The 25686-nt window shown below is 48.9% G+C and carries 27 protein-coding genes and 1 pseudogene; 22 read left to right on the forward strand and 6 right to left on the reverse strand.

What is annotated here, in order from left to right; all coding sequences use genetic code 11:
- Position 1: 1 nt before the first annotated feature.
- From DN599_RS09110 to DN599_RS09130, 5 genes are all read left to right on the forward strand, one after another.
- On the forward strand, positions 2–1552 hold the full coding sequence (locus DN599_RS09110) for a cobyric acid synthase (RefSeq protein ID WP_110457294.1): 1551 nt from the start codon (positions 2–4) through the stop codon (positions 1550–1552).
- Between the two features lie 109 nt (positions 1553–1661).
- Positions 1662–2339, forward strand: coding sequence for a cob(I)yrinic acid a,c-diamide adenosyltransferase (cobO, locus tag DN599_RS09115; RefSeq protein ID WP_420820858.1), 678 nt, complete (start codon positions 1662–1664; stop codon positions 2337–2339).
- 237 nt (positions 2340–2576) lie between these two features.
- A complete protein-coding gene (locus DN599_RS09120; protein WP_110457295.1) occupies positions 2577–2777 on the forward strand; it encodes a hypothetical protein in 201 nt (66 codons plus the stop codon).
- A 655-nt stretch (positions 2778–3432) separates the two neighbouring features.
- On the forward strand, positions 3433–3738 hold the full coding sequence (locus DN599_RS09125; protein WP_110457296.1) for a hypothetical protein: 306 nt from the start codon (positions 3433–3435) through the stop codon (positions 3736–3738).
- Positions 3739–3868: 130 nt separating this feature from the next.
- Positions 3869–4513 (forward strand): hypothetical protein, encoded by a 645-nt coding sequence (locus tag DN599_RS09130; protein WP_110457297.1) that lies wholly within the window; start codon positions 3869–3871, stop codon positions 4511–4513.
- Positions 4514–4606: 93 nt separating this feature from the next.
- Here the strand turns inward: DN599_RS09130 and DN599_RS09135 are convergent.
- A pseudogene (locus DN599_RS09135) lies at positions 4607–4855 on the reverse strand (IS4 family transposase); the annotation flags it as partial.
- A gap of 249 nt (positions 4856–5104) precedes the next feature.
- Here DN599_RS09135 and DN599_RS09140 point away from each other — a divergent pair.
- The 14 genes from DN599_RS09140 (at position 5105) to DN599_RS09205 (ending at position 17151) form a co-directional block, all read left to right on the forward strand.
- The gene (locus DN599_RS09140; RefSeq protein WP_110457298.1) at positions 5105–5311 is read left to right on the forward strand and encodes a zinc ribbon domain-containing protein; all 207 of its coding nucleotides are present in this window, start codon (positions 5105–5107) and stop codon (positions 5309–5311) included.
- A 193-nt stretch (positions 5312–5504) separates the two neighbouring features.
- Complete coding sequence (locus tag DN599_RS09145; RefSeq protein WP_275426006.1) at positions 5505–5747, forward strand: Rho-binding antiterminator; 243 nt, start codon at positions 5505–5507, stop codon at positions 5745–5747.
- A 132-nt stretch (positions 5748–5879) separates the two neighbouring features.
- Positions 5880–6332 (forward strand): carboxymuconolactone decarboxylase family protein, encoded by a 453-nt coding sequence (locus DN599_RS09150; RefSeq protein ID WP_110457300.1) that lies wholly within the window; start codon positions 5880–5882, stop codon positions 6330–6332.
- A gap of 148 nt (positions 6333–6480) precedes the next feature.
- Entirely contained in the window at positions 6481–6834 is a 354-nt protein-coding gene (locus DN599_RS09155) for a DUF1428 domain-containing protein (protein WP_110457301.1), read from the forward strand.
- A gap of 207 nt (positions 6835–7041) precedes the next feature.
- Positions 7042–7359 (forward strand): quaternary ammonium compound efflux SMR transporter SugE, encoded by a 318-nt coding sequence (sugE, locus tag DN599_RS09160; protein ID WP_110457302.1) that lies wholly within the window; start codon positions 7042–7044, stop codon positions 7357–7359.
- A gap of 434 nt (positions 7360–7793) precedes the next feature.
- Positions 7794–8612, forward strand: coding sequence for a cobalamin-binding protein (locus tag DN599_RS09165; RefSeq protein WP_110457303.1), 819 nt, complete (start codon positions 7794–7796; stop codon positions 8610–8612).
- A gap of 50 nt (positions 8613–8662) precedes the next feature.
- Positions 8663–9046, forward strand: coding sequence for an MAPEG family protein (locus DN599_RS09170; RefSeq protein ID WP_110457304.1), 384 nt, complete (start codon positions 8663–8665; stop codon positions 9044–9046).
- Positions 9047–9392: 346 nt separating this feature from the next.
- Positions 9393–10655 carry an efflux RND transporter periplasmic adaptor subunit gene (locus tag DN599_RS09175; protein WP_110457305.1) on the forward strand — a complete coding sequence of 421 codons (1263 nt, stop codon included), beginning with the start codon at positions 9393–9395 and terminating at the stop codon, positions 10653–10655.
- 9 nt (positions 10656–10664) lie between these two features.
- The gene (locus DN599_RS09180; RefSeq protein ID WP_110457306.1) at positions 10665–10925 is read left to right on the forward strand and encodes a hypothetical protein; all 261 of its coding nucleotides are present in this window, start codon (positions 10665–10667) and stop codon (positions 10923–10925) included.
- Positions 10926–10963: 38 nt separating this feature from the next.
- Positions 10964–11686, forward strand: a complete 723-nt coding sequence (locus DN599_RS09185; protein WP_110457307.1) for an ABC transporter ATP-binding protein — start codon at positions 10964–10966, stop codon at positions 11684–11686.
- Between the two features lie 11 nt (positions 11687–11697).
- On the forward strand, positions 11698–13008 hold the full coding sequence (locus tag DN599_RS09190) for an ABC transporter permease (protein ID WP_110457308.1): 1311 nt from the start codon (positions 11698–11700) through the stop codon (positions 13006–13008).
- A gap of 11 nt (positions 13009–13019) precedes the next feature.
- The gene (locus tag DN599_RS09195) at positions 13020–14219 is read left to right on the forward strand and encodes an ABC transporter permease (RefSeq protein ID WP_110457309.1); all 1200 of its coding nucleotides are present in this window, start codon (positions 13020–13022) and stop codon (positions 14217–14219) included.
- Between the two features lie 107 nt (positions 14220–14326).
- Positions 14327–15748: a sigma-54-dependent transcriptional regulator gene (locus DN599_RS09200; protein WP_110457310.1), complete on the forward strand. Its 1422-nt coding sequence runs from the start codon at positions 14327–14329 to the stop codon at positions 15746–15748.
- 83 nt (positions 15749–15831) lie between these two features.
- The gene (locus tag DN599_RS09205; protein WP_110457529.1) at positions 15832–17151 is read left to right on the forward strand and encodes a sensor histidine kinase; all 1320 of its coding nucleotides are present in this window, start codon (positions 15832–15834) and stop codon (positions 17149–17151) included.
- Between the two features lie 112 nt (positions 17152–17263).
- Here the strand turns inward: DN599_RS09205 and pyrC are convergent, their stop codons facing one another.
- Positions 17264–18292, reverse strand: a complete 1029-nt coding sequence (gene pyrC, locus DN599_RS09210) for a dihydroorotase (RefSeq protein WP_110457311.1) — start codon at positions 18290–18292, stop codon at positions 17264–17266.
- 415 nt (positions 18293–18707) lie between these two features.
- On the opposite strand from pyrC, the gene DN599_RS09215 reads away from it, so the two are divergent.
- The 3 genes from DN599_RS09215 to DN599_RS09225 all read left to right on the forward strand — a co-directional run bounded on the left by DN599_RS09215 (position 18708) and on the right by DN599_RS09225 (position 21393).
- Positions 18708–20411, forward strand: coding sequence for an FAD-dependent oxidoreductase (locus DN599_RS09215; RefSeq protein ID WP_110457312.1), 1704 nt, complete (start codon positions 18708–18710; stop codon positions 20409–20411).
- 64 nt (positions 20412–20475) lie between these two features.
- The gene (locus DN599_RS09220; RefSeq protein WP_110457313.1) at positions 20476–20919 is read left to right on the forward strand and encodes a YeeE/YedE family protein; all 444 of its coding nucleotides are present in this window, start codon (positions 20476–20478) and stop codon (positions 20917–20919) included.
- Between the two features lie 9 nt (positions 20920–20928).
- The gene (locus tag DN599_RS09225) at positions 20929–21393 is read left to right on the forward strand and encodes a YeeE/YedE family protein (RefSeq protein ID WP_110457314.1); all 465 of its coding nucleotides are present in this window, start codon (positions 20929–20931) and stop codon (positions 21391–21393) included.
- Positions 21394–21472: 79 nt separating this feature from the next.
- On the opposite strand, the gene DN599_RS09230 is transcribed toward DN599_RS09225, so the two are convergent.
- The 4 genes from DN599_RS09230 to DN599_RS09245 all read right to left on the reverse strand — a co-directional run bounded on the left by DN599_RS09230 (position 21473) and on the right by DN599_RS09245 (position 25586).
- Entirely contained in the window at positions 21473–21916 is a 444-nt protein-coding gene (locus tag DN599_RS09230; protein ID WP_110457315.1) for a SufE family protein, read from the reverse strand.
- A gap of 32 nt (positions 21917–21948) precedes the next feature.
- Positions 21949–23160: an aminotransferase class V-fold PLP-dependent enzyme gene (locus DN599_RS09235; protein ID WP_110457316.1), complete on the reverse strand. Its 1212-nt coding sequence runs from the start codon at positions 23158–23160 to the stop codon at positions 21949–21951.
- 89 nt (positions 23161–23249) lie between these two features.
- On the reverse strand, positions 23250–24290 hold the full coding sequence (locus DN599_RS09240; RefSeq protein WP_110457317.1) for an NADP(H)-dependent aldo-keto reductase: 1041 nt from the start codon (positions 24288–24290) through the stop codon (positions 23250–23252).
- Positions 24291–24617: 327 nt separating this feature from the next.
- On the reverse strand, positions 24618–25586 hold the full coding sequence (locus DN599_RS09245) for a bifunctional helix-turn-helix transcriptional regulator/GNAT family N-acetyltransferase (protein ID WP_110457318.1): 969 nt from the start codon (positions 25584–25586) through the stop codon (positions 24618–24620).
- Between the last annotated feature and the right edge of the window lie 100 nt (positions 25587–25686).

Consider the following 25686-nt stretch of genomic DNA (forward strand, 5'->3'; position numbering starts at 1 on the left):
GATGAGTCAATCCAATAACAATGCTATGCAAAATAAAGCCGTGGCCAACGTCTTGATGGTGCAAGGCACCACATCAGATGCGGGCAAGAGCACCTTAGTGGCTGGCCTGTGTCGTTACTTTGCCCGTAACGGGGTCAAGGTGGCGCCCTTTAAGCCGCAAAATATGGCGCTAAACAGCGCGGTGACCGCCGATGGTGGTGAGATTGGCCGCGCGCAGGCGTTGCAAGCGGTGGCCTGTGGCTTAGCACCGCACACCGATTTTAATCCTATTTTATTAAAGCCAAGTTCCGACACCAGCTCGCAGGTGATAGTGCAAGGTAAAGCCCTTTCCCATATGGACGGTCAAGCCTATTTTGGCAAAAATGCCGCAGGGTATCGCACCAAGGCGATGGCAGCTGTGCTCGACTCGCTATCAAGGTTAACGGCGCAGTATGAGCTCGTCATGGTCGAGGGGGCGGGGAGCCCAGCAGAGATCAATCTACGTGAGGGCGACATTGCCAACATGGGTTTTGCCGAAGCGGTCGATTGCCCGGTTATCTTGATCGCCGATATCGATAAAGGCGGCGTGTTTGCCCATATCGTTGGTACCTTGGCCTTGTTGTCCGACTCCGAGCGTGCGCGAATTAAAGGGGTGGTGATTAACCGTTTTCGCGGCGACATTAGCCTGCTGCAATCGGGATTAGATTGGCTAGAAGCTGAGATCAATAAACCTGTATTAGGGGTACTGCCTTATCTCAATGACCTTTATCTGGACGCCGAAGATGCCCTAATGGTCGCGCCGCAAAAATCTACTCACCCTAAGTTTAAGGTGTTGGTATTGGTGTGGCCGCGCATTAGCAATCATACCGATTTCGATGCCTTGCGCTTACACCCTGATATTGAGTTTAGTTATTTAACCGTCACATCTGCGTTTGATGGCACGGCGCCCCAAGCGGATCTGATTATTTTACCCGGCAGCAAGAGCGTGCGCCAAGATTTAGCGACTATGCTGGGTAATGGCTGGGACACATTGCTGCAAACTCATCTTAGGTATGGCGGCAAGGTCATTGGGATCTGCGGCGGCTATCAGATGCTGGGGCTGGCCATTGACGATCCGTTAGGTGTCGAGGGCGAGGCCGGCGAGAGTCAGGGGCTGGGGCTTTTGCCGCTGGTCACCGAATTAACCGCCACTAAGCGTTTGGCACAGGTATCGGGCGTATTGAATTTGCTAGGCGAACAAGCCAAGGTGAGTGGGTATGAGATCCACTGTGGTCAATCCCAACATTTAGGCCAGGGGCAAAGCCTACTGCATCTGCGCGCCGATGATGGCAATCATGGGGTTGATATCGAAGATGGCTATTTATCCGTCGATGGGCAGATATTGGGCACCTATCTGCATGGCATTTTTGATCAGCCCAAGGCGTGCCAGCTACTGCTGCGCTGGGCGGGAATGACCCACGCCCCCGCCATCGATATCGATGAGCTTAGGCAGCAACAGTTAGATCGCTTAGCCGATATGTTGGCCGAAAATATGGACATGGACAGGCTGCAGCAGCTTATCGCTAACGTCTAAGCCCAGTATAAAATGAGCCCAATATAAGTAAGGTGAGCTGAGTATTAGCTTTAAAAATTAACCCAATTACAAGCCGTTACATCACGGCGATACCACACAAGAGACAAAGATGATGACGGATATTACCAAGGGTGAAAACAATCACCAGAGCAGCACTGATAACAGCCCTGAGCGCGATCACGACAGCAGAGAGCAGGATAAAGCCGAGCGTCATAAGGCGCGCCAACAAAAAGTGAAGGCGGCGGTCGATGCCAAAATTGCTCAGGCGCAAACGGAAAAGGGCGTGCTGTTAGTGTTAACCGGTAACGGCAAAGGCAAGTCAACAGGCGGCTTTGGCAATATTACCCGCGCAGTGGGTCACGGCAAAAAAGCCGCCGTGGTGCAGTTTATCAAGGGCAATTGGCCCTGTGGTGAACGCGCCGTATTAGAAAAAGTCGGGGTTGCGTTTCATGTCATGGGCACAGGCTTTACTTGGGAGACACAAGATAAAGCCAAAGACACCGCCGCGGCGCAAAGCGCTTGGGAAGCGGCCGAAACCTTGCTTAAAGACGACAGTATCGACATTATTTTACTCGATGAGCTGACCTACATGGTGAGCTATCACTATATTGAGCTCGAGCGCGTTCTTGAGGCTCTTAAAAATAGGCCGCCGATGCAGCATGTGATTATCACTGGCAGGGCGTGCCATCGCGCCATTATTGAGTTAGCCGATACTGTGAGCGAAGTGCAGCCGATAAAACATGCCTTTGAGGCCGGAGTAAAAGCGCAAATCGGATTTGATTATTAAGTTAGAGAGATGTTTGGACTAGTGAATTAAAGGCTAAGGTACTTTTGCCCCAAAGTGTGCTGGTCTTGGAATGAAGAACGATGACATTTGTTTGAGTAGCGGCTGGCTGCATTTTTATTTATTGATGTGCTTTGAAGACGCACCTTAATGGCAATCTATCACCTGCGGTGAGCTTATGTGCAAACACTTCTGCGACACGGTGAGTGAAACGTAGCTTCGCGCTAACGAACGAGAGGCATGGACGCCGAACTGGCTTTTAGACATGGACGTTGTTCAAGCACAATCCCTGTGGGCTCTACGCCAGCATCCCTGCTGGCAAAGGCCGCAGCCGCGTTTACACTTGGTATCGAACGTTTCTTCGATTTGGCTGCATTTGGTGTGAATTCAGAGTTAAAAGCTAACGTGCTTTTGCCCCAAAATGTGCTGGTCTTGGAATGAAGGGGTAGCATTTGGGGGATTAACTTTAGTATCGTTTGGCCGCATCTTATTTGTTAAGTGTGTTTGAAGGTCGAACCTTCGCTTTTACTAATCGCCTGTCCGGCGAGGAATGTGCAAGCACTTTTTTGGCACGCCGCGAGCACATCCTTGTGGGCTCTGCGAAATCATCCATGATTTCGAAGGCCAAAACCGCGCTTACACTGGAATATTCTATCTCTTCGATTTAGCTTCATTTGGTGTGAGTCACTAGTTCAAAAGCTAACAAGCGTTTGCCACGTTCGATGCTCGCGAGAGAACAGAGAGAAAAAACAACTTTCATGATTAATCAATCTCCGTAGATTCAGTAAGACCTTGCTATGAACATCAGTGAGGCAAAGGTCTGCGGCCTTAGTGGCATGAATGGTCTAAAAAGCACGGTTAATCACGAGTCTTTGCCGTGAAGAGGTGCTAATGAAATATAAAAATACTTAAGAAGACCAATTGATGACCTTACCTAAGCTCAAAAAAACGACTACCACAGAAAAGCAAACTCCTATAGCATAATGCATACCAAATACATGGATGTGGCAGCGGCAAGTCCAGCAAGCGATTTATGCCTTGCAGACAGCGCAACGCATAAATACTAAGACGTTAGGCAGACAAGGAGTCCGGTGATATGGAATCAATCTACGAAAAATACTTTTTCCAATTTTGGTACTGCCTTGGCTGTGTATCAGCTTTCACTATACTCCCACTTCAAGAGTTTTCTGAAAGATCAGGTGATCTTGTTACACTTTTATATTTATTGGTGGTAGCAGCTCCTCTGGCCTTAATGGCTTATGTTGTTTATGTTTTCTCATCTTTTGCCATTCACTTAGTTTTTTCTGGCCTCAAAGAGAGAAAATGGGAGCCAATATTTGGCGCTCTGTGGGTACTTATTTGTATCGGAGCGTTTTTAATTGGGCGTGTAGGTCACGCCTAACAAGGGTTTTCAAGTCGGACTAGTAACAGTTTGCTCGGTTCCACTTCGTTTCATATTTTAGCAAGCTATTACTAGTCGCTTAAAACAGTGGCGATTCACAGCGTTATGTTTTCACAGAAATGGAGATCACATGAAATCTAGAGAATTAAAAACAATCCATGACGTAATTGTTTCAGATTACACAATTGAAGATATGGGGGATGGTAAATTTCTTCACCACTTCAAGCCAAAAACAACTAACACACGATATCAATTTATTGCTAATGGCACTCCTGAAGTAGAGGAAGGTGAGCGGTACAATATTGGCTATTACAACGACGCAGATGGCAACAACATAATAGAGCTATCCTGCATGTCTAAAAATAATGAAGTCAACCCTATGCTTAGCTATTTGTATTCGAAGCAATACTCAAAAGAAAGGCACGTATCAAATAAGGCAAAGAATGATCAACGGGTTAGCCATACGGCTACCGATGGATATTATTGGGGCAAAAAATATGCTTGGCGCGAGTTTGGCTTAGCCATTGCTCAGGATGCATTTCATGCATACCTCAAGGATATCAAGCACCCTCAAGTGGACTGCACAACAACTAATCCAGATTTGCCTTATACCACCAATGACGCGTCCATAGCATACAAAGAAGAAGGTTTAGCTACGGCTATTGAGGCTCTTATAGCATCAGCGGTCAAAGTCACAAAGGTACACTACGAATCTCCACTATATTCAAAGCGTTTTACTATTCGAGGCATTAGTGCTGTTACTGATAAAAAGTAACATACAAGGCAATTAAGTACGTTATAGCCGCAAAAATACGCGGCTTCTACGGGACGGCTACGCCGCCCCTTATCGCGGCGCTGGGGGATCCCCTCATAATTCAGGTCTCCCAGCAGTGTGAACCAACTTGATGTATTCATGCATTGCCCAGCGTAAATGCTGCGCTGTTATTTGATAGCTTTCCCTCCGCCGAACCTCTTTCCCCAATCTGACAATCGACAGCACAGGCCGGTGCCGAATGGTGTTGGCCTGAAAGTGTTTTTGCCAGCCTAGATGTAAGGCAACGATACCAATTAGCCATAAGGCAATTTCTGCCAGCATAGCGATGAGCAGCAACACATCTAGCAGCGAATACATAGACAGGCATAGTTAATGCTCTAGCCAAAAGAGTTTGCCATCCGCATCATAACACTCACTATTTAGACTCAAATAAACCGTTTTCCTTATCCATAAATAACAATAGGCGTTGAAAGTGCATTTGCTGATGTAGGGCATGACAATGTGTATTGATATTGGTTAGTAACTTAGTTATGTTACTGATTGGTAACGGATGCGCATCTATTTGATAGCATTTATTAAAAAGGAATTAATATGTCTAAAAATTGGAAATGCCCCAAATGTGATTGTTGTGATTATGATACGGATACTATTGCAACGACGGGAAGTGGTTGGTCTAAAATATTTGATATGCAAAACCGAAAATTTACCGCTGTAATTTGCACTAACTGTACTTATACCGAATTTTATCGCGGTAAGACGAGTGCCTTAGGTAATATTTTCGATCTATTCACTAATTAATCAAAGCTGATAAAAGTTAAGTGGACGCCATCCATGGGCTCAATCTTGTTTGGCTTAACCTTGAAGTCCACCGTTTGGCTCTTTTAAGGGCAATTTCATTTGGCGGTTGCCTCTAAGGTTAGCATTGGGGACACGTACCTGAAAGTGGTGTTATTCTGCCTACTCTATCCAAGTGAGCAGGACGCGGTTTATGATGAGTTGCGCTAATTATGATTACATAGAGATAGTTTGCTTGTTTAATTATCCTGTCGAAATCACATTAAAATCGGGGGAGGTGTTCACAGGCAAAGCTATTGATACCGCAAAAAATCATCAAGGTGAAGAGTGCATAAAACTCAAGATTGAGCACGATGATTTATTGGTTGTTTTAGACTCGATGGCAAAGCTAACGATTGTCGTTGATAATCCCCATTTTAAGGAAGTTTTATTCGACTAAGTCGCTAGTCATTAGCGCTGCAAGCGATGGTTAATGCGGGCGTATGAAGTTCTTGGTCTGTGAATGTGGTTTAGTCGATTCTTAATAGTCCAGTTAAATTGGATGTGAGTCAGACAGAAGTAAGGAGGTCGCATGATTGAACGAGTGAATATTGGCAAGTCGGCACCAGCGTTGTATCAGGCAGTCGTTGAGCTTGATCGACTTGCTTCTGTCGCCATAACTGATGCTGGGATTGCCACAGGTTTCTCGCATCTCTTGCGCTTGCGTGCATCTCAAATAAATCAATGTGCTTTTTGTGTCAGGTTACATGCGCGCGACGCACTTGCCAGCGAGGAGACCGCTGATCGTGTCGCCGTTGTTGCCGCATGGAAAGAGACTGAATACTTTACCCTAAAAGAGCGTGCAGCGTTGGAGCTTGTAGAGGCAATCACCCTGATCTGGGATGGTCAACTGCCTGATGCCATTTATAAGCAAGCAGCAAGTCAACTTTCGAAAGAAGAAATATCTGCCATTGAGTGGCTTGCGATTGTCATCAATACATGGAACCGTATTGCTATTTCAAGTCGTTATCCTGTCAAAATATAGGCATGAGAGAGCATCTAAACCGAAATCCGACTTTACCCATTGTCTTGGCTCCTTGATACAGCGCCGTGCTGCTGAGCACGGCGTTATGTGCTCCCGTGTCTTTGAGCTATGGTTATAACTCTGCTCATTTATTACAAGGAGTTTAACTATGTCGTATGTTGATGGTTTTGTTGCGGCTGTACCTACAGAAAATAAAGCACAATATATTGAATACGCAGAAATGTCGGCGGAAATGTTTAAAGAATTCGGCGCATTAAAGGTTGTTGAAACGTGGGGGAGCGATGTGCCTGATGGTGAAATCACCTCATTTCCAATGGCGGTGAAAGCCGAGAGTAATGAGACTGTGGTGTTTTCATGGATTATCTGGCCGTCTAAAGCCATTCGAGATACGGGGTGGCAGAAAATGATGCAAGATTCTAGAATGCATCCAGAAAATTGCCCAATGCCTTTTGATGGTAAGCGACTCATTTATGGAGGGTTTGATCTCATTCTAGACAAGTAGCGAGAGCGAACATAGCAAAGGTGTAAGCGTGATCTCAATACCTAACATTATCCTCGATTGGGTTTGGTGTTCGCGGTATGTATAATGCTTTTGGTTAGGCAGTAGCGCGTATCAAAGTCGATGTGGCGCCATGCACTCCGAAGTGGGGACGACCTCACCTCTCTAATTTCGTTAGGGGACGGCCCCAATACTAACTGAGAGGTGCATATGAGCTGGATCATTTTATTTATCGCGGGTCTTTTAGAGATTAGTTGGGCAATTGGCTTGAAGTATACCGATGGCTTTACGAAGTTTTGGCCTACGGTCGGTACGGTGTTTTCATTGGTTGCAAGTTTTCTAATGCTAGGTTTGGCCCTGAAAACGTTACCTGTCGGTACGGCCTACGCTATATGGGTGGGGATCGGCGCGGTTGGTACTGCTATTTTAGGAATATACCTGTTTGGTGAGTCAGCTAACGTGCTTAAGTTGGTGAGTTTAGCGCTGATCTGTGCGGGTATTGCAGGGCTTAAACTCGCTAATACCTAGCCTAGATCTACCCCTGACCTTACTAGAACGCAGTCCATTTAAGCTTGCTTACATGGACTGTTTTTATCTTCAAATACCGATCTCCTCAAGGCTTCAATCGGCACCTAAGGTGCAACAGCCAGCATGCAAATACATAGAGGCTTAGTTTTTGTGGCCATACTTTTCCTTGCGCGTACAGCCCTGTGGTATATCAAGCGCGGCGACATGTTTGAACGTCCACAGCGTTAGCCGTACATCCCCTGTCGATGGCGGGTGGATTCCCCCACAGAGCGCATAGCGATATACTCGTGAGCCAGAAAAAGAACGTATGTTGTCGTTTGTGTCAGGCTTAGGTTGCAGCCCCATGAGCCGTTTCCAGCTTGCGACCGAGGATATCCTGACAAGCAGCGTAAGATGTATAAAGGATAGTGATGCGATTAAAGGATAAGAATAAAATGATAAAAAAGTGGATGTTAGCCCTGCTGTTAAGTTGGCCAACCGTAACATTGGCGGCCCCGGCAAGCAAGATTATTGCCCTGTCGCCCCATGGCGTAGAGATGCTTTATGCCATTGGCGCGGGTGATAATATTGTCGCCACCACAGATCACGCCGATTTTCCCGAGGCGGCAAAGCAGATCCCCCGCATCGGTGGCTATTATGGGATTCAAATTGAGCGAGTGATTGAGCTCAACCCTGACTTAATTGTGGTGTGGGGCAGTGGCAATAAGGCCGAAGAGATTGAGCGTCTAAGCCAATTAGGCTACCCCATTTATAACAGCGACCCTAAATCGTTAACCGCAGTGGCAGAGGATTTACTGGCATTGGGGCAGCTCACCGGCCATGAGGCACAGGCGCAAGAGGCGGCCAGCCAGTATCTGCAGCAGTTGCAACAATTGCGACAGCAAAATCAAGATAAGCCACAGGTAAAGGTGTTTTATCAGTTATGGTCGACGCCGCTAATGACGGTGGCCAAAGGCAGTTGGATAGAGCAGATCATCGAGGTGTGTCATGGCGAAAATGTGTTTGCCGATGCAGCCAGTGCCTATCCGCAGGTGAGCCTCGAAGCCGTGCTATTGAAGATGCCACAGGTGATTTTGCAAAGCCAAGATAAGGGCAATGTTAATGGGGTAGACTGGTCGAGTTGGCAGGAGATCCCAGCGGTAAAACAGCAACACATTTATCAACTTAATGCCGATTTACTTCATCGCGCCGCGCCGCGCGCTATCCTAGGTATCCAGGCGCTGTGCCAAGCGCTGGATAAGGCGCGCTCATAAAGTGCGCTGACTAACCCCTTGCCCGTTATTTGCTAAAAGGAATATGCATCATGACCACTTTATTAACTTGTTTATTGTTAGCCATGTTACTGCCTTATTTGGCCAAGGGGCCGGTGGCGGTAGCGATGGCAAAATTGGGTGGCTATGACAATCATCAGCCTAGAGCCCAGCAAGCGCAGTTAACCGGCTTTGGTGCGCGAGCGGTCGCTGGGCATCAAAATGCCTTTGAATCGCTGCTGATTTTTGGCTTGTCGGTGTTGTGCGTAATAGCGCTAGATAAGGTGAATGACACTGTGGCGTTACTTGCTGTGGGGCATATTATTGCGCGGGTGGCTTACCATATTTTGTATCTGCTGGATAAAAGCACCTTACGTTCACTCTCATGGTTTGCCGCCACCGGCTGCAGCTTTGCCATTTTCGCTCAGGCCTTTTAACGGCCGAACATAGGCGCTAATGAGCTGAGTGTGATGCACTTAGAGCGTTAGCACTATGACTCAGACAAGCTCTCGGAAGCGCTCGGGTAAACACAAAAGCGCCTGCTCCAATTGAGCCGATTGGCTCACTCCAGTTAGACGGACACTGCCCGCTCATGAATCGGACACTCGCCTCTCAATAACCGGACACTTATAGGTGTCCGCGGACATTTACGCCTCCTCAATATACCCAGTATTAATTCTAAACTGTTGATTTTGATGTGATTACATGTTTTGGCATGGCAATTGTAAACACTGTTAATAAATAGCGAGGTTTTGTGCTAACGGACACAGTTAAGGATGAGAAATGATTCAAGATACCAGCGGACAAGATAAGCAAGTGGCGCCCAGACTCGGACGCCGTATTAAATGGCCGGTGACTATCGGTGCTGGCGTGCTTTTGGTTTCAGGCTTGGTGTGGGCCAGTGTTAGTGGCAGTAGCGTGAGCGAGTCTATCGCTCGCAGTGAGCTGCGTTTTGCCACCTTAGAGCGTGGTACCTTAGTTCGAGATATCGCGGCGACAGGGAAAATAGTGGCTGCCAATGCGCCGATCCTTTACAGCCCAGAAAAGGGCACGGTTAGCCTTATCGCTCATCCAGGTGACAAGGTGGAGCAGGGACAAGTGGTGGCGACCATAGAGAGTCACGGCCTGACAAATAGCCTTAAACAGCAAGAAGCTTTACTAGAGGGGATGAAGAGTACGCTAGAGCGTGCCAAGTTAGATGCCCGTCGCGAGCAACTTAAGGCCCAACAGACACTGGATATGGCTAAGGTGGATCTTGACGCCGCCGATAGAGAGAGCCGCCGCGGCGATCAACTGATTGAAAACGATCTGATTTCAAAAATTGATTACGAAAAGAATAAGGATGAGCTGCATAAGGCCAAATTGCAGTTTGCTCATGCTAAGCAAGAAGCGGCGTTGATGAAGGACACCCTAAGCTTCGAGTTGCAGAACACGGCGTCAGAGGTGAGTCGGCAGGCATTGGTCGTGGCAGAGTTGGAGCGTCAAGTTGCGGCGTTGAATATCACCGCACCCGTTGGCGGCATCATAGGTAATTGGTTAACCGAGCAAAAAGCCCGTATCGACCAGAGTCAACCCATACTCACAGTGGTGGATCTGAGTGCCTTCGAGGCCGAGCTTGCTGTCCCCGAAAGTTATGCCGATGAACTGGGACTGGGCATGGATGTCGAGTTGAATATTGGTGGCGTGATGGTGATGGGCAAGCTGTCATCTATCTCACCCGAGGTACATAACCGTGAGGTGGCGACCCGAGTACGCTTCGCGCAAGATGCAGCGCTACACCTGCGCCAGAACCAGCGGCTATCGGCGCGAGTGCTGCTAGAAAACCGCCCGGACGTGTTAATGGTTAAGCGTGGCACCTTCGTTAATAGTGGTGGAGGGCGCGTGGTCTATAGCATGCAAGGCGAGATTGCCCAGCGCACCGACATTCTACTCGGAGCCCGCAGCATGAGTCACATAGAAGTATTAGAAGGTGGCGAGGTGGGCGATCAGTGGGTGATTTCCAATATTGATCTGTTTAATAACGCCGAACAAGTTTTGGTTCGCTAAGGCTATACGATGAAAAGCAATATTATCACTATGAATCCAGAGCGTTTTATTGCAGCCCTCGCCTTAGTGCTCTTGCTGGTAGCGGCGCAAGTCTACACCCAAGATGCCTCAGATTGGTTGCTGCTAGGGCTGAACATTATCGAAGTGACAGGAGGCCAGTTCCAACCTGTCGACACAAACCAACTTCCCGACGTCGCCAAGGTGGGCGATGATTCAAACCAGTGGTTATTGACGTATCTGATACCGCAACTGACAGTGCTACTGAAATAACCGACAGAATAACGCGAAAAATTGAAGGAATTTAAACCATGTTAACGATGAAAAATATCAACAAGGTGTTTAAAACGGACTTAGTGGAAACCCATGCGTTGCGCGATTTTAATCTATCGGTGCAAGAGGGCGAGTTTGTTGCCGTGACAGGCCCATCGGGTTCGGGTAAGACCACGTTTCTTAATATTGCCGGCCTATTAGAAGGGTTTACTCATGGGGATTATTTTCTCGACGGTGTCAATATCTCTAACCTGAACGATAACAAGGCGGCTGCCATACGCAATGAAAAAATTGGTTTTATCTTTCAGGGCTTTAACCTGATCCCCGATCTTAACTTGGCCGAGAATGTCGAAGTGCCACTGCGCTATCGCGGCTTTAGTGCCAAGGAGCGCCAACGTCGAGTCAAGGAAGCGCTGGAAAAGGTCGGACTTGGCGCACGCATGAAACATCTACCGTCACAACTTTCCGGTGGTCAGCAGCAAAGGGTGGCGATTGCTCGCGCCTTGGCTGGCGAACCAAGATTTCTCCTCGCCGACGAGCCAACAGGTAACTTGGACAGCCTGATGGCTCGTCAGGTGATGGAGCTTTTAGAAGCGATCAACAAGGCGGGAACCACCATCATCATGGTGACTCACGATCCTGAGCTGGCACGACGCGCTCAGCGTAATATTCAGATTGTCGACGGTCAGGTATGTGACTTTACCCTCTATCAGGGTGGTCAAAACCATCAGGTCGATACGATGGAACAAGCGGCGAGCTAAGGAGCGATAGGATGTTTTTATACTATGTTGATCTTGCTTGGCGCAGCATCAAGAAGACGCCAATATTATCCCTGCTTATGGTGCTGGCCATCTCTGTAGGGATAGGCATCACCATCACAACGCTTAACGTGTATAACATGATGGCTTTTAACCCAGCAGGCGAGCGTGCCGAGCAGCTAAATACGGTGCAGCTATGGAGCCAGGGCCCCGACTCTTGGGCTGACTATCATTCACAGGTGACCTATCAGGACGTGATGAACCTGCGTAAGGGCAAGGTGGCAAACGAGCAGGCAGCTATGTTCCGCAGTGGTATGGCGGTGCAGACGGATGATCCGCAAATCTTACCTTCGTTAAATGGGGTACGGGTTACCGATAGTGGCTTTTTTAACCTGTTTGAGGTGCCGTTTATCTATGGCAATAGCTGGGACAAATCGGTCGATGAACAGGCGGCTTTTCAGGCTGTGATAGGTAAAAAACTGAATCAAAAGCTGTTTGGGGGGGAAAACAGTGTTGGTAAGACGATTTACCTTAACCGTAAACCTTATCAGGTGGTCGGGGTGATAGACGACTGGCACCCGCAACCTAAGTATTATGATCCTACCAGTGGTGCTTTCTCTAAGGCGGAGCAGATCTATATTCCCTTCTCGCTAACCGCCAGTGAAGAGTTTTCTGTCTGGGGGAATATGTCTGGTTGGAAGTACGAACGCCTCGATGACTATCAGGATAGATTGGGGTCGGAGAAGGTCTGGATACAGTATTGGGTTGATCTGCCAACGGCCGAAGACCGCCAATCCTATAAGCGTTACTTAAGCCAATATGTTGAGCAGCAGAAAGAGCTGGGCCGTTTTACCGATGGTAAATTGCCAGAGGAGTCTGCGCAGCTGTCTAACGTGGATGCTTGGCTTGAACGTAATCATGTGGTGCCTGAAGACAATAAAATCTTGCTGGGTTTGAGTGTGCTGTTCTTAAGTGTCTGCTTGGTTAATATCTTGGGTTTGATGTTGACTAAGTTTCTCAAGCGTGCTCCCGAGGTGGGTGTCAGGCGGGCGATAGGTGCCAGTCGAAGTCAGATCTTCTCGCAATATATGGTCGAAGTCGGCGTGATAGGCTTGTTTGGGGGATTACTCGGCTTGGCATGGGCATGGGGGGCGCTCTATGGCTTGTCGGCACGCTTTGGTGTGGCGGAGGGACTGACCCATCTGTCGCTAAGTATGTGGGTCATCACGCCAGCGATTGCCGTAGGTACGGCGATGCTAGCGGGTCTCTATCCTGCTTGGGTGGTGTGCAGAACTAAGCCCAGTGTTTATTTGAAAAGCCAGTAAGGGATTAAAAAATGCTTAATATTAAACCAATTATTAGCAGCTTGCTGCGCAGCAAGAGTGGCCCAATATTACTGTTAATGCAGATTATTTTATCGGTTGCTATCGTGGCCAATGCCAGCTTTATTATTAATGAGCGCCTAACCATGATGCAGCGTGACTCGGGGATTGCTGAACAAGAGATCCTCACCTTTGCCATTTATAATTTCGACCCCAGTATAGATGCCACCCTGCAAAACAAGGTCGATCAGCGTATTTTACGTAGCCTGCCTAATGTAAAGGCGGCAGCCTCGACCAATATGTTGCCACTCAGTGGCAGTGGCTGGTCTACGACCTTGAACCTAGGGCCTGATCCCGAAACTGCCAAGTCGACGCCGCAGGTCGCCATGTATATGGGGACCGAGCATACCTTGGAGACCTTTGGTGTGACGTTAGTCGAAGGGCGTAATTTCTATGCCGATGAGATCACTGATGATGTCAACAGCCCAAATATACTCTTGCTGATCACTAAAGCGTTAGCCGATGAGGTGTGGCCCAACGAGTCGGCAGTGGGTAAGACTCTGTGGGCGGGAAGAGACGTACAAGTGACAGTGATCGGTGTTGTCGACAAGATGCAGGGCGCCTGGGTCGATAGTAGCGATCTAGAGTACAGCATTATTCAAAATGTCGATTATAGCGGTAATTCGTACATGGTGCGTGCCGAGCCCAAACATCATGAGGCATTGCAGCAGCAGATCCTCGATGCCTTGATGACAGAAAACCCGAACCGAGTGATCGATAATTTCCAATCGATTGCTGTAGTAAAAGAGAACTCTTATCGCGATCATGAGTTAATGGTGACTGTGTTGTCTATGATGGTGGTGTTGTTGCTACTGATCACCAGCTTAGGGCTGACAGGTATGGTGATGTTTAATATTCAGCGTCGTACCAAGCAGATAGGCACTCGCCGTGCCCTAGGGGCGACTAAGGGTGATATCTTGAGCCTGTTCCTAACCGAAAATTACATTATCTGCATCGTCGGTGGTCTTATTGGGGGGGTATTGGCGGTATTACTAGGGCAGCAACTGATGCAACATTACGATTTGCCCCAGCTAAATCTCATCTACCCAGTGCTGACCGTGGTGGGGATGTTGTTGGTGACGACGGTGGCCGTGATATTACCGGCTCGCAAGGCGGCTAATATTTCACCCGCCATGGCGACCCGTAGCGTTTAAGCTTCAGCGCTCGTTTAGTGCTCGAAAGTGCCATGGTCTTTATATTGCTGGCACTTTCGGGTAGGTTTATTGTTCTTGCATAGATGTATAAAAATTAATAAGAAGATATGGATACCATTCTCATTGTCGACGACAATCAAGCCGTGTGCAGTGCACTGGCATTGATGTTAGAACTACACGGATTTAACACACATATTTGCCTGTCACCCGATGCGGCCTTAGCCTGTGTGGGCGAACATGAGTTTGCACTAGTGATCCAAGATATGAACTTTACGCAAGACACCACATCCGGTGAAGAGGGTAAACGTTTGTTTTTTGAGTTGCGGGCGTTGCAGCCACAACTGCCGATTATCTTACTCACGGCCTGGACTCAGCTCGAATTAGCGGTGGAATTGGTTAAGCAGGGCGCTGCCGATTATATGGGTAAGCCTTGGGATGATGATAAGTTACTCAATAGTGTGAATAATCTTATTTCGCTGCACACACTCTCTAAACAGAATACTCAGCTGGCACGCAGTGAACATCAGCGGATGGCGGCGATTAAAGATGCCGACTTATGCGGCATAGTGTTTGGTAGCGGCGCGATGCAGCGCTGTATCGACTTGGCGCTGCAAATTGCCAAATCAGATGTGTCGGTATTAATTACTGGGCCAAATGGGGCGGGTAAAGATAAATTGGCCGACATTATTCATGCAAACTCTCCACTCAAACATAAACCCTTTATCAAGGTGAATGTGGGGGCGTTACCCATGGACCTGCTCGAAGCCGAGCTGTTTGGCGCCGAAGCAGGGGCGTTTACTGGCGCCAATAAGGCGCGTATCGGGCGCTTTGAGGCGGCCGATGGCGGCACACTGTTTTTAGATGAGATAGGCAATTTACCCCTCTCTGGTCAGGTAAAGTTATTAAGGGTGCTACAAACTGGCGAATTTGAGCGCTTAGGTAGTCATCAAACCCGCAAGGTTAATGTGAGGGTGCTTAGTGCGACCAACGCCGAACTGGCTGACGATATTGCTGCGGGCCGCTTTAGAGAAGACCTCTTTTATCGCTTGAATGTGATTGAGCTTGCCTTACCGCCATTACATCAACGCCAAGACGATATTCTTCCCCTCGTCGGTTATTTCATCGGCCCAGGCTTTTCCTTGTCTAAGTCGACCCAACAGGCGTTACTCAATCATGCTTGGCCGGGGAATGTGCGCGAGTTAGAAAATGCCTGTAAACGGGCGGTGATTTTAGCCTCCAGTCCAGAACTGACCATTGCCGATTTTGGCCTGTTAAGTGTGCCCACAAGCCGTGGGCTAGCCTCTGCGGTCGAGTCGGCACCACAGAATAATCCAGCGATGACGCAGGCAAGGGCTCAAGTAACCGCGCAAAGCCATGCGCTTGCGGCGTCAAAAACAGACCCAGATAAACAGGCGATTGAACTTGCTCTTACGGAGCACAATGGCGTTATTGCTCGGGTGGCTAAGTCGCTGGGATTAAGTCGCCAAGCGTTATATCGGCGCATGGAAAAATTTGGTATCGATAAGTGATTACATCATCGAATAAAGATGTCGATAAGCGCTCTCCAATAGACCTTGGATTATCGCTACGCACTAAGCTCATTTTGGGCTGCATGCTGTCTAGCGCATGCGCCATCGGATTACTTATCGGACTTTTGGAGTGGTTAACCCCGGTTGCCATAAGTGATTTAGGTTGGCCGCTTATTGGCACCGCCGTCTTGTTTGGCGTGCTGTTCTCACTGCTGGTGAGCCGTTATCTTACCCGCGATCTGGCTCGTAGCTTGAGTGCTTTAGAGGTCGGGCTACTTAATTTTAAAGATAACGATTTTAGCGTGCATATTCCTGAGCAAGGTGATGGTCAGCTACGGGCGTTGGCGACCCTGTTTAATCAGTCGGCGCAAGTGCTGCGCCAAGAGCGTCAGTATATCTATCAGCGTGAACTGCTGCTCGATAAGGTGATTCAAAGTTCGCCCAATGTGATGTTACTGCTCGATGATCAGCAGCGGATTATCTACGCCAATGATGCTGCACGGCACCTGTTTAATCAAGGCGCACGCATCGAAGGATTGAAACTGTCTGAATTGCTCAACGGGTTGAGTGAAGAGTTGGCCATAGCGCTTCACAATCCTAAAGGGGGCTTATTTACACTCGCCGGTGATAATGAAGAGAGTGAGGATGAAACTTGGCATCTCTCTCGTGGACGTTTTTTGCTTAATGGTCAGTATCATCACCTTATTTTGCTTAAGCAGATGACCCGTGAGCTTAATCGTCAGGAGGTTGCGGTGTGGAAAAAGGTGATTAGGATCATCAGTCATGAGCTGAATAATTCGGTGGCACCTATCGCCTCCATGGTGAAATCGGGGCGCAAGATCACCGCGCCGCTAGCAGACCCTAAACTGCAACTTATCTTCGACACCATTGAAGATAGAACCAGCCATTTGAGTCAATTTATCTTTAATTACGCCCGTTTTGCCAAGTTGCCTTTGCCGAAAAAAGGTCGAGTCGATTGGGCGCGCTTAACGGATCAGTTGGCGCAACATTATGGTTTTACTCTCGAAGGTGAACTGCCCACTGCACCGGGCTATTTCGATCTGATTCAGATTGAGCAAGTGTTACTCAATTTGCTTAAAAATGCCCACGAGTCGGGTTCTAATACTGATGCTATATCGTTGCGGATCTATCTTAGTGTCTTGGCCGATGGTAGTTCAGGGGTGATCATCGAGGTTAACGATAGGGGCAGCGGTATGTCCCCAGAAGTGTTGACCCAAGCCTTGCTGCCTTTTTACTCGACCAAACATTCAGGCACGGGCCTAGGCTTGGCATTATGCCGCGAAATAATCGAAGCCCATGATGGGCGGATAAGTTTGCATAATCGCGAGGATGCGGGCTTGATGGTGAAACTCTGGTTACCTAGCGATGAGCGCTCGCAATGAGTCTTTTTTACACTGTGTAAAAAGACTCATCCTAGAATGAAAACCCACACACCGCCAATTGGCGGTGTGTGGGTTTTCAGGCCTGCTTAGCGTTCAATGAGATTGAGGCTAATTAGTTCTCGACTTGCCACTCGATGGTTTCGCCTGCGCGAATCGGCACCACACCGGTATCACCCAGTGGATAAGTGGCTGGCACATCCCAGCTGCGTTTTACTAGGGTGATGGTGTCGCTGTTGCGCGCTAGGCCGTAGAAGTCTGGGCCGTTGAAGCTGGCAAAGGCTTCTAGTTTATCGAGTGCATTGACCGACTCAAACGCCTCGGCGTACAGCTCGATAGCCGCATGAGCGGTATATGAGCCGGCGCAGCCACAGGCGGCCTCTTTGCGATCTTTAGCATGAGGCGCCGAATCTGTGCCTAAGAAGAACTTCTTACTGCCACTGGCTGCAGCCGCCAGCAGTGCCTGCTGGTGAGTGTTGCGCTTTAAAATGGGCAAGCAGTAAAAATGTGGGCGAATACCACCGGCTAACATATGGTTACGGTTATACAGTAAGTGATGGGCTGTGATGGTTGCGGCCACATTGTCTGGCGCGCTCATCACAAAGTCGACCGCATCTTTGGTGGTGATATGTTCAAGCACAATCTTCAGCTTGGGAAAATCCCGCACCACTTGCTTTAAGGTGTTCTCGATGAAAATGGCTTCTCTGTCGAAGATATCGATCGATGAGTCGGTGACTTCACCGTGAACCAAAAACAGCATGCCCACCTCTTGCATCGCCTCTAGTACTGGGTAGATGTTGTTCACATCGGTCACGCCAGAATCTGAGTTGGTGGTGGCACCAGCAGGGTATAACTTAGCGGCAACCACTTTGCCCGACGCTTTCGCGGCGCGAATATCTTCGGCCGTGGTGTTGTCGGTTAAATACAGCACCATTAACGGCTCAAAGTTGGTGGTGGTGACCGCTTTGATGCGCTCATAGTAGGCCATGGCGCTGTCAAGATTAGTGGCGGGTGGCACGAGATTTGGCATGATGATGGCACGGCCCATGTAACGGCCTGTGTCTCTTACTGTATCGGCAAGCACGTCGCCATCGCGGAGGTGAACATGCCAGTCGTCGGGGCGAGTAATGGTTATTGTGGTCATTGAGGTATCTTTCTTTTGCGTAGAGTGGCTGGATCTTATGTGGCTAGGCGAGCGCTGTAAAGAGCCAAAAGGGTACTTATTGACGCCCAATCGGCGATAAATCATCTGTTTATCTCTGTCTAAGTCCTTCTTTAGCCATAATTGCGACAGCTTCGCATCATTCGTATTAACTGTGCTAGTTCAATATGAATGATGAAAACTTGATCTATTGATTTTTTCTAATAAAAGAATTTTGCATATACCTATAGATGTAATACACTCATCGGCTCATAAAAGCTCAGCTCGATGCCTTGCAAAACCGCTTGCTGTAAACCAGCCAAACAAGCTAAGGCTCAAGCATAGGAAAAAGCTGCAGCACCTAGGGCACCTCGCTATAAGCCAAGGTGGATTTGAATCGCAAGTCAGGAGACAGTAAATGAAGAAGTTAGTAATTATTGGTGGTGTTGCCGGCGGTGCATCGGCTGCGGCTCGTGCCAGACGATTAAGTGAAGATGCTGAAATTATTATGTTTGAGCGCGGCGAATATGTCTCTTTTGCCAATTGTGGCTTGCCTTATCATATCAGTGGCGAAATCAGTCAACGAAGTGCCTTAGTATTGCAAACTCCTGAGAGTTTTAAGGCGCGCTTTAATGTTGATGTGCGAGTGATGAACGAAGTGGTTGCCATTAATCGTCTGGATAAGTATGTCACAGTTAAAAATAGCCTCGATGGCACTGAATATACAGAGTCTTATGACTGCTTGCTTCTCAGCCCTGGAGCCTCGCCAATCGTGCCCCCGATCCCTGGCATCGATAACCCTTTGACCCACTCACTGCGCAATATTCCCGATATGGATCGCATTCTGCAGACGATTCAGATGAATAATGTTGAGCACGCCACCGTCGTTGGTGGTGGCTTTATTGGCCTTGAAATGATGGAGTCGCTGCACTATTTAGGCATTAAAACCACCCTGTTGGAATTGGCGGATCAGGTAATGACGCCAATCGATCGTGAAATGGCGGGATTTGCCCATGCTGAAATTAAGCAAAAGGGCATAGACTTGCGTTTGGGGACCGCTTTATCTGGCGTTGAGTATATTCCACAGACCCATATTGCAAGCTACGCGGCGGGTGAAGAGACTGCCCATCAGCATATTAAGGGTCACTTAAATTTATCTTTGAGTAACGGTGATTCCCTCGACACTGATCTGTTAATCATGGCCATTGGGGTACGACCAGAAACGCAACTGGCCCGTGATGCTGGGTTAGCGCTGGGGCAACTTGGTGGCATCTATACCAATGAGATGATGCAAACCAGTGATCCGGCTATCTACGCCGTGGGTGATGCGGTAGAGGTGCAAGATTTCGTCACAGGTCAAGCTACCTTAGTCCCCTTGGCTGGGCCTGCCAACCGTCAAGGGCGAATGGCGGCCGATAACATGTTTGGCGCTCGAGAAACCTATCAGGGGACTCAAGGCACGGCGATCTGTAAAGTGTTCGATCTAGCGCTGGCTTCCACGGGTAAAAATGAAAAGCAGCTTAAAAAAGACGGTATTGAGTACCAAAAAGCTTACGTGCACACCGCGAGCCATGCGAGCTATTATCCGGGGGCTGAAGTGGTGTCGTTTAAGCTGTTATTTGACCCAAGTTCAGGCAAGATCCTTGGCGCGCAGGCTGTGGGCAAAGATGGTATTGATAAACGCATCGATGTGATGGCGGTTGCCCAGCGCGCCGGGATGACAATCGAGCAGTTACAGCATCTCGAGCTAAGTTATGCGCCGCCATTTGGCAGCGCAAAAGATGTGATAAATCAGGCCGCTTTCGTTGCGTGTAACATAATGAAAGGCGATGCGGTGCCGATTCATTTTGATGAAATTGATCATCTTAGCGATGCGCAATTATTACTGGATGTGCGTAATCCTGGCGAGTTACAACAAGGAAATGTGATCGATGGGGCGATCAACATTCCTGTCGATGAGCTGCGGGATCGCATGCATGAACTGCCAAAAGACAAGGAGATAGTGATCTTTTGTCAGGTCGGCTTACGTGGCAATGTGGCGTATCGTCAGCTGGTGAATAATGGCTATAAGGCGCGTAATTTAATTGGTGGTTATCGCACCTATAAATTTGCCAAGGCCTAATAAGCGTTAACGGGGTCTTAGGCCCCGATAAATCCCTGTTTGTTTTAGATGAAAGGAGTATTCGATGTTTTCATCTTATGTGATTGCATTGTGCGGTGGCGTATTAGTGGGGTTAGGGGCGATTTTATTGCTCTTGCTCAATGGCCGCATTGCCGGCATTAGCGGCATTTTATCGGGCGCGCTATGGGGTAGCGATGACAGCAAGACGCAAGCCAACGGCTTGGGCTGGCAATGGTATTTTCTGGGCGGGTTACTGCTCAGTGGCGCCATCATGGGCGCACCGCTTGAGGCGATATTTGGCCTTGCACCTATCGAGTTAAGCTCGGTGTCGCAGTCGACTCCGTTACTGCTTATCTCGGGTGTTTTAGTGGGATTAGGCTGCGCGATTGGCAGTGGTTGTACGAGTGGCCACGGCATTTGTGGCGTAGGCCGCTTATCGCCCCGTTCAATTGTGGCGACTCTAGTGTTTATGGTGATGGGTATTATTTCTGCGGTAGTTTTCCACTAAGGTGTTGAGATGAAAAAGATTGTTGCACTTTTTTGTGGTGTATTATTTGGGACAGGTTTAATGCTATCTGGGCTGGCCGATCCCGCTAAAGTGATTGGCTTCTTAAATGTAAGTTTACTGCTGAGCGGCGAGTGGGACCCGACCTTGCTGTTTGTGATGTCTGGTGGTTTGGCGGTTTATTTACCCTTGTATTTGCTGGTGGTTAAGCCTCGCGCGCAGGCCAAGCTTGGGCCGGTATTTGATAAGTGTTACCACCTGCCCAGCAAGCGCGCTATTGATGCGCCCTTAGTCATTGGGTCTGCCTTGTTTGGTTTAGGCTGGGGCATGATAGGTATCTGTCCTGGGCCATCGATTGTTAATTTAGCCCATCTGGAGCTGCCTATGGTGCTATTTGTCGTGGCGATGATCGCCGGTGCCTATATTGGCCGGCAGATGAATCGAACCCTGCCGCTGACGGCCAGCAGTCGCCACTAGTGTTACTTATCAACAGCTGTAAAAAGCCTCCTAACGGAGGCTTTTTGTTTATTGGAACAGGGTCTATCGGGGGGCGAGCTTATTTGGCGGCGGCTTTTATGGCTAACGCCAGTGCATACAGGCCGTTAGTACGAGATGGGCTCAGCTGACCGGTTAGGCCTAACTGGTCAAAATAGGCGTTAATATCCAGCGCCGCGATGGTTGCACTGTCTTGGCCATGGGTGACGGCAAGCAGTAAGGCGACTAAGCCTTTTACGATACGGGCATCGCTGTCGGCCACATAATAGTGTTTGTTGTCGATAGAGGTGTGATACAGCCACGCGTTACTTTCGCAGCCTTCAACCTTAGCCATATCGGTGCGCAGGCTCTCATCGAGTGGCGGTAAGGTTTTGCCCAGTAACATGATCTCACGATAACGCTCTTGCCAGTTGGCGGCGGCGTTAAAACGCTTGATGATGGCCTCGCTATCGAAATGCTGGGCTAAAAAGAGGGCCTCGGCCGGTTGTGGAGTGGCTTGCGTCATGGAAGTCCTTAAATTATGCAATGGGCCGCGCTTTACAGCAGCAGGTCTTTGACTGAGGCAAGCGCCTCGATAAAACGGTCGATATCTTGCTTACTGGTATATACCCCAATAGAGGCGCGGCAGCAGCCGTTAAGCTGTAAGGCGTGCATCAGCGGCATGGCGCAGTGGTGGCCGCAGCGCACCGCAATGCCTTGTTGATCCAGTAAAATCCCCACATCTTGATGGTGCTCGCCAGCAAGGTTAAAGGCCACAGCGCCAATATTATCCTCATGGGCACCGTATAAGGTGATATCGCCGACATCGCTAAGCCTGCGTTGCAGGTACTGCAGCAGCTCGGTTTCACGTTGTTGCGTCTGTGCCTTATCTAAGTTATCAATAAAGCTTACCGCAGCTCCCAGACCGATAACGGCGCTGATCGGTGGCGTGCCGGCTTCGAGTCGGTTAGGTAAGGCGTTAAATTGAGTGCTTTCAAAGCTAACCTGTTTAATCATCTCACCGCCCGTGAGCAGAGGGCTGAGGCTGTCGAGGCGTTCAAAGCGGCCATAGAGAATGCCAACGCCAGTTGGGCCATACATTTTATGCGCCGAAAACAGGTAAAAATCGCAGTCGAGCGCCTGTACATCCACCGGTAGATGCGCAATGGCCTGCGCGCCGTCGATCACAGTGATCGCCCCCGCTTGTTTTGCTTGTTTAACCATCTGCTGCACAGGATTGACCGTACCAAGCACATTAGACACATGTCCAAGGGCGACGATGGCTGGCTTGTTGGCCAGTAGCCGCGCGTAGGCGTCTTGGTCGAGACGCTGCTGTGCATTGAGCGGGATAGGGACTATCGTTGCGCCTGTGCGCTGAGCGAGCATCTGCCATGGCACTATGTTGGCGTGATGGGCGGCGCTGTCGATTAAAATGGTATCGCCTTTGCGCACCTGCTCACTCAATCCGTGGGCCACCATATTGATGCCTTCGGTGGTGCCATGGGTAAAGATGATCTCTTCACGGCGCTTGGCATGAATAAAGCGCTGCACGCTATCGCGCACGGACTCATAGTGGGTAGTGGCTCGGCTCGATAACTGGTGCGCAGCGCGGTGTACATTGGCATTATCGTGTTGATAATACTGAGTCATCGCCTCTATCACCGCTAATGGCTTTTGGCTGGTGGCCGCGGTATCGAGGTAACACAGCGGGTAATCCCCTAAGGTTTGAGCAAGGGCGGGAAACTGCGCGCGCAGTTGAGTTAAGTCCATTGGTGGTTCCGGCAGCAATAAATAAACAGGCGCTAGGATCTTGGGAGATCTTAGCGCCTATTGCAAGCTTTTGTCACATCCCTTGCCCGTTAGGGGCAGGGTAGGCGATAGCGATCGGCCAGTTCGTTGAGTCTGGCCAGTAACGGCTCGCTCAGGGTGACATTGAGACTGTCGATATTCTCTTTGAGCTGCTCAAGGTTGGTGGCGCCAATGATGTTAGAGCCGACAAATTTTCGGCTGTTGACGAAGGCCAAGGCCATTTGTGCTGGGCTTAGGTTAAATTCGCGTGCCAATTCCACATAGGCTTGCGTCGCTTCGAGCGCTAATGGGGTGCCGTTATAACGGGCAAAGCGCTTAAACAGCGTCATGCGCGCGCCTTCGGGCCATTGGCCGTCAAGGTATTTGCCACTTAGGGCGCCAAAGGCCAGTGGTGAATAGGCCAGCAGCGGCAACTCTTCGCGGTGGGCGATTTCGGCCATGCCCACTTCAAAGCTACGGTTGAGTAAGTTATAGGGGTTTTGCACGCTAATGATGCGTGGTAAGCCATGTTTTTCTGCTAATTGCAGGTATTTCATCAAGCCCCAAGGGGTTTCGTTAGAGACGCCAATATAGCGAATTTTACCGGCGCTGATCAGCGAGGCTAAGGCTTCTAAGGTATCGATGATCGGCGTGAGTTTTTCTTGCTCTTGTTGCTCGTAACACAGTTCGCCAAAGAAATTGGTATTTCTGTCAGGCCAATGCAGTTGGTACAGATCTATGGTCTCAATCTGTAAGCGACTCAAAGAGTCATCGACCGCTTGGTGAATATTACGCCAGTCTAGCGCCATATTGGGGCGGATATAATCGCTCTTGCCACCGGGGGCCGACACTTTAGTGGCGATCACTAGGTTGTCGCGATTACCGCGAGCCTTGAGGTATTGACCTAATATGCGCTCGGTTTCCCCTTGGGTTTCAGCCTTGGGCGGCACAGGGTACATCTCGGCGGTATCGATAAAGTTAATGCCTTCGCCAATGGCGTAATCGAGCTGAGCAAACGCCTCGCTTTGGGTATTTTGCTCGCCCCACGTCATGGTACCCAGACAAAGTTGGCTGACGTTGAGGTTAGAATGCGGGAGTCGTCTATAGTCCATGAAAGTCTCCGGAATGCGCAACAATAATGTTTGAACTAGGGTCTTTGATTTTTACGTTTTAATACAATTTATGGGTTATTTTGCTAAGGACGATGACATTGAGTGGTATCCTAACGTCCCCTTTTGTACAGACTTAAACCGCCACACACCCACATAGCTAAGAGGCGTGATCCTTTAAATCTGTCTATAAATCCTGTGGTTTAAATCCCATTGAACCTGCATAACAACTCTGCTTGAACCCTAACAATCTTTGTTATAAAACACTAGCTAATTTGTTACTTCACAACGCAATAATTTAACGCAATGATCTCTACGTGAATACCTTGCTCAAAGCTTAAGCAACATGGCGATTTCACAAGCATCATGACCTGTGTCACCTAGCGGCTGATTCAAGTGTTCGAAGCCCAGTTTTTCATATAATACCAAGGCTTCTTTAAGGCTGGCGGTGGTTTCTAAATAACAGGCTTGATAACCACGGTTGCGGGCAAATGTTAAGGCTTGCAGGGCTAAGCGCCGCGCAAAGCCTTTGCCGCGTAAACTGGGCGAAAAATACATTTTTTGCAGTTCACAAACCCCATCATGACCCGCTAATGGTGCGATCCCAGCACCGCCCAACACTTTACCGTTGTGGGTGATGACCCAGTAGTGGGCATCACTCATCTCATATACCTGATACAAGCTGTCGAGAGTGGGATCTGCAACGCCATAACCCTTATCGGGTGTGAGCCCATATTCGGCCGACACATTGCGGATCACTTGGGCTATTTGTGGGTTGTCACTGGGCGTAATGCTGCGGATCTCAAAGTCTTGTTGCTGCTCGGCATAGGCGATAGCCCGTGAATACTGGTTTAACGAGTCGGTGAGTTGGCTTACCTGCTCGGCAGAGAGCTGGGCGAGGATCTGCTGATATAAGATATTTTGTTGCTGATTTAGGTTTTTGAGTTGGCGTTTTCCCTGGGGAGTCAGCTTGCATAATGAACTGCGGCTGTCTCTGGGATTAGTGCGACTCTGGGCTAGCCCTTTTTCGCACAGTTGGCTGACCGCTCGGCTGGCATTGGACTTGTTAATATTAAGCTGTTGTGCCAGTTGATTGACCGATAACTCTTGGTTACTGATCTCGATTAATGCATGGGCTTGCACTGGCGATAAGTGTAACGGCATACCATCGGCGTTGAGCATTCCCAACTGCCTGACTAAGCGTCGCGATATTGTACGTAACGAGGAGCAGGTTTGCGGCAATGTAGTCTCTGTTGCCTGAGAGATATTATCCAAAGGAGAGATGCTGTTGTCAGTCATTGGCGATCCGGTGTTGTTTATCGGTTAGCGATAGCATGAGCTCTCGCTAACAGGTGTCGCAACGATGTCATCAAAGCGATAACTTGGGTATCAAATTAGT

Origin of the sequence: Shewanella algidipiscicola, assembly GCF_900380485.1 — a bacterium.
GTDB classification, from domain to species: domain Bacteria; phylum Pseudomonadota; class Gammaproteobacteria; order Enterobacterales; family Shewanellaceae; genus Shewanella; species Shewanella algidipiscicola.

Coding starts and splice junctions, on each gene's coding strand:
- DN599_RS09110 (WP_110457294.1), top strand. CDS start 2: ATGAGTCAATCCAATAACAATGCTATGCAAAATAAAGCCGTGGCCAAC.
- cobO (WP_420820858.1), top strand. CDS start 1,662: ATGATGACGGATATTACCAAGGGTGAAAACAATCACCAGAGCAGCACT.
- DN599_RS09120 (WP_110457295.1), top strand. CDS start 2,577: ATGGACGCCGAACTGGCTTTTAGACATGGACGTTGTTCAAGCACAATC.
- DN599_RS09125 (WP_110457296.1), top strand. CDS start 3,433: ATGGAATCAATCTACGAAAAATACTTTTTCCAATTTTGGTACTGCCTT.
- DN599_RS09130 (WP_110457297.1), top strand. CDS start 3,869: ATGAAATCTAGAGAATTAAAAACAATCCATGACGTAATTGTTTCAGAT.
- DN599_RS09140 (WP_110457298.1), top strand. CDS start 5,105: ATGTCTAAAAATTGGAAATGCCCCAAATGTGATTGTTGTGATTATGAT.
- DN599_RS09145 (WP_275426006.1), top strand. CDS start 5,505: ATGAGTTGCGCTAATTATGATTACATAGAGATAGTTTGCTTGTTTAAT.
- DN599_RS09150 (WP_110457300.1), top strand. CDS start 5,880: ATGATTGAACGAGTGAATATTGGCAAGTCGGCACCAGCGTTGTATCAG.
- DN599_RS09155 (WP_110457301.1), top strand. CDS start 6,481: ATGTCGTATGTTGATGGTTTTGTTGCGGCTGTACCTACAGAAAATAAA.
- sugE (WP_110457302.1), top strand. CDS start 7,042: ATGAGCTGGATCATTTTATTTATCGCGGGTCTTTTAGAGATTAGTTGG.
- DN599_RS09165 (WP_110457303.1), top strand. CDS start 7,794: ATGATAAAAAAGTGGATGTTAGCCCTGCTGTTAAGTTGGCCAACCGTA.
- DN599_RS09170 (WP_110457304.1), top strand. CDS start 8,663: ATGACCACTTTATTAACTTGTTTATTGTTAGCCATGTTACTGCCTTAT.
- DN599_RS09175 (WP_110457305.1), top strand. CDS start 9,393: ATGATTCAAGATACCAGCGGACAAGATAAGCAAGTGGCGCCCAGACTC.
- DN599_RS09180 (WP_110457306.1), top strand. CDS start 10,665: ATGAAAAGCAATATTATCACTATGAATCCAGAGCGTTTTATTGCAGCC.
- DN599_RS09185 (WP_110457307.1), top strand. CDS start 10,964: ATGTTAACGATGAAAAATATCAACAAGGTGTTTAAAACGGACTTAGTG.
- DN599_RS09190 (WP_110457308.1), top strand. CDS start 11,698: ATGTTTTTATACTATGTTGATCTTGCTTGGCGCAGCATCAAGAAGACG.
- DN599_RS09195 (WP_110457309.1), top strand. CDS start 13,020: ATGCTTAATATTAAACCAATTATTAGCAGCTTGCTGCGCAGCAAGAGT.
- DN599_RS09200 (WP_110457310.1), top strand. CDS start 14,327: ATGGATACCATTCTCATTGTCGACGACAATCAAGCCGTGTGCAGTGCA.
- DN599_RS09205 (WP_110457529.1), top strand. CDS start 15,832: ATGCTGTCTAGCGCATGCGCCATCGGATTACTTATCGGACTTTTGGAG.
- pyrC (WP_110457311.1), bottom strand. CDS start 18,292: ATGACCACAATAACCATTACTCGCCCCGACGACTGGCATGTTCACCTC.
- DN599_RS09215 (WP_110457312.1), top strand. CDS start 18,708: ATGAAGAAGTTAGTAATTATTGGTGGTGTTGCCGGCGGTGCATCGGCT.
- DN599_RS09220 (WP_110457313.1), top strand. CDS start 20,476: ATGTTTTCATCTTATGTGATTGCATTGTGCGGTGGCGTATTAGTGGGG.
- DN599_RS09225 (WP_110457314.1), top strand. CDS start 20,929: ATGAAAAAGATTGTTGCACTTTTTTGTGGTGTATTATTTGGGACAGGT.
- DN599_RS09230 (WP_110457315.1), bottom strand. CDS start 21,916: ATGACGCAAGCCACTCCACAACCGGCCGAGGCCCTCTTTTTAGCCCAG.
- DN599_RS09235 (WP_110457316.1), bottom strand. CDS start 23,160: ATGGACTTAACTCAACTGCGCGCGCAGTTTCCCGCCCTTGCTCAAACC.
- DN599_RS09240 (WP_110457317.1), bottom strand. CDS start 24,290: ATGGACTATAGACGACTCCCGCATTCTAACCTCAACGTCAGCCAACTT.
- DN599_RS09245 (WP_110457318.1), bottom strand. CDS start 25,586: ATGACTGACAACAGCATCTCTCCTTTGGATAATATCTCTCAGGCAACA.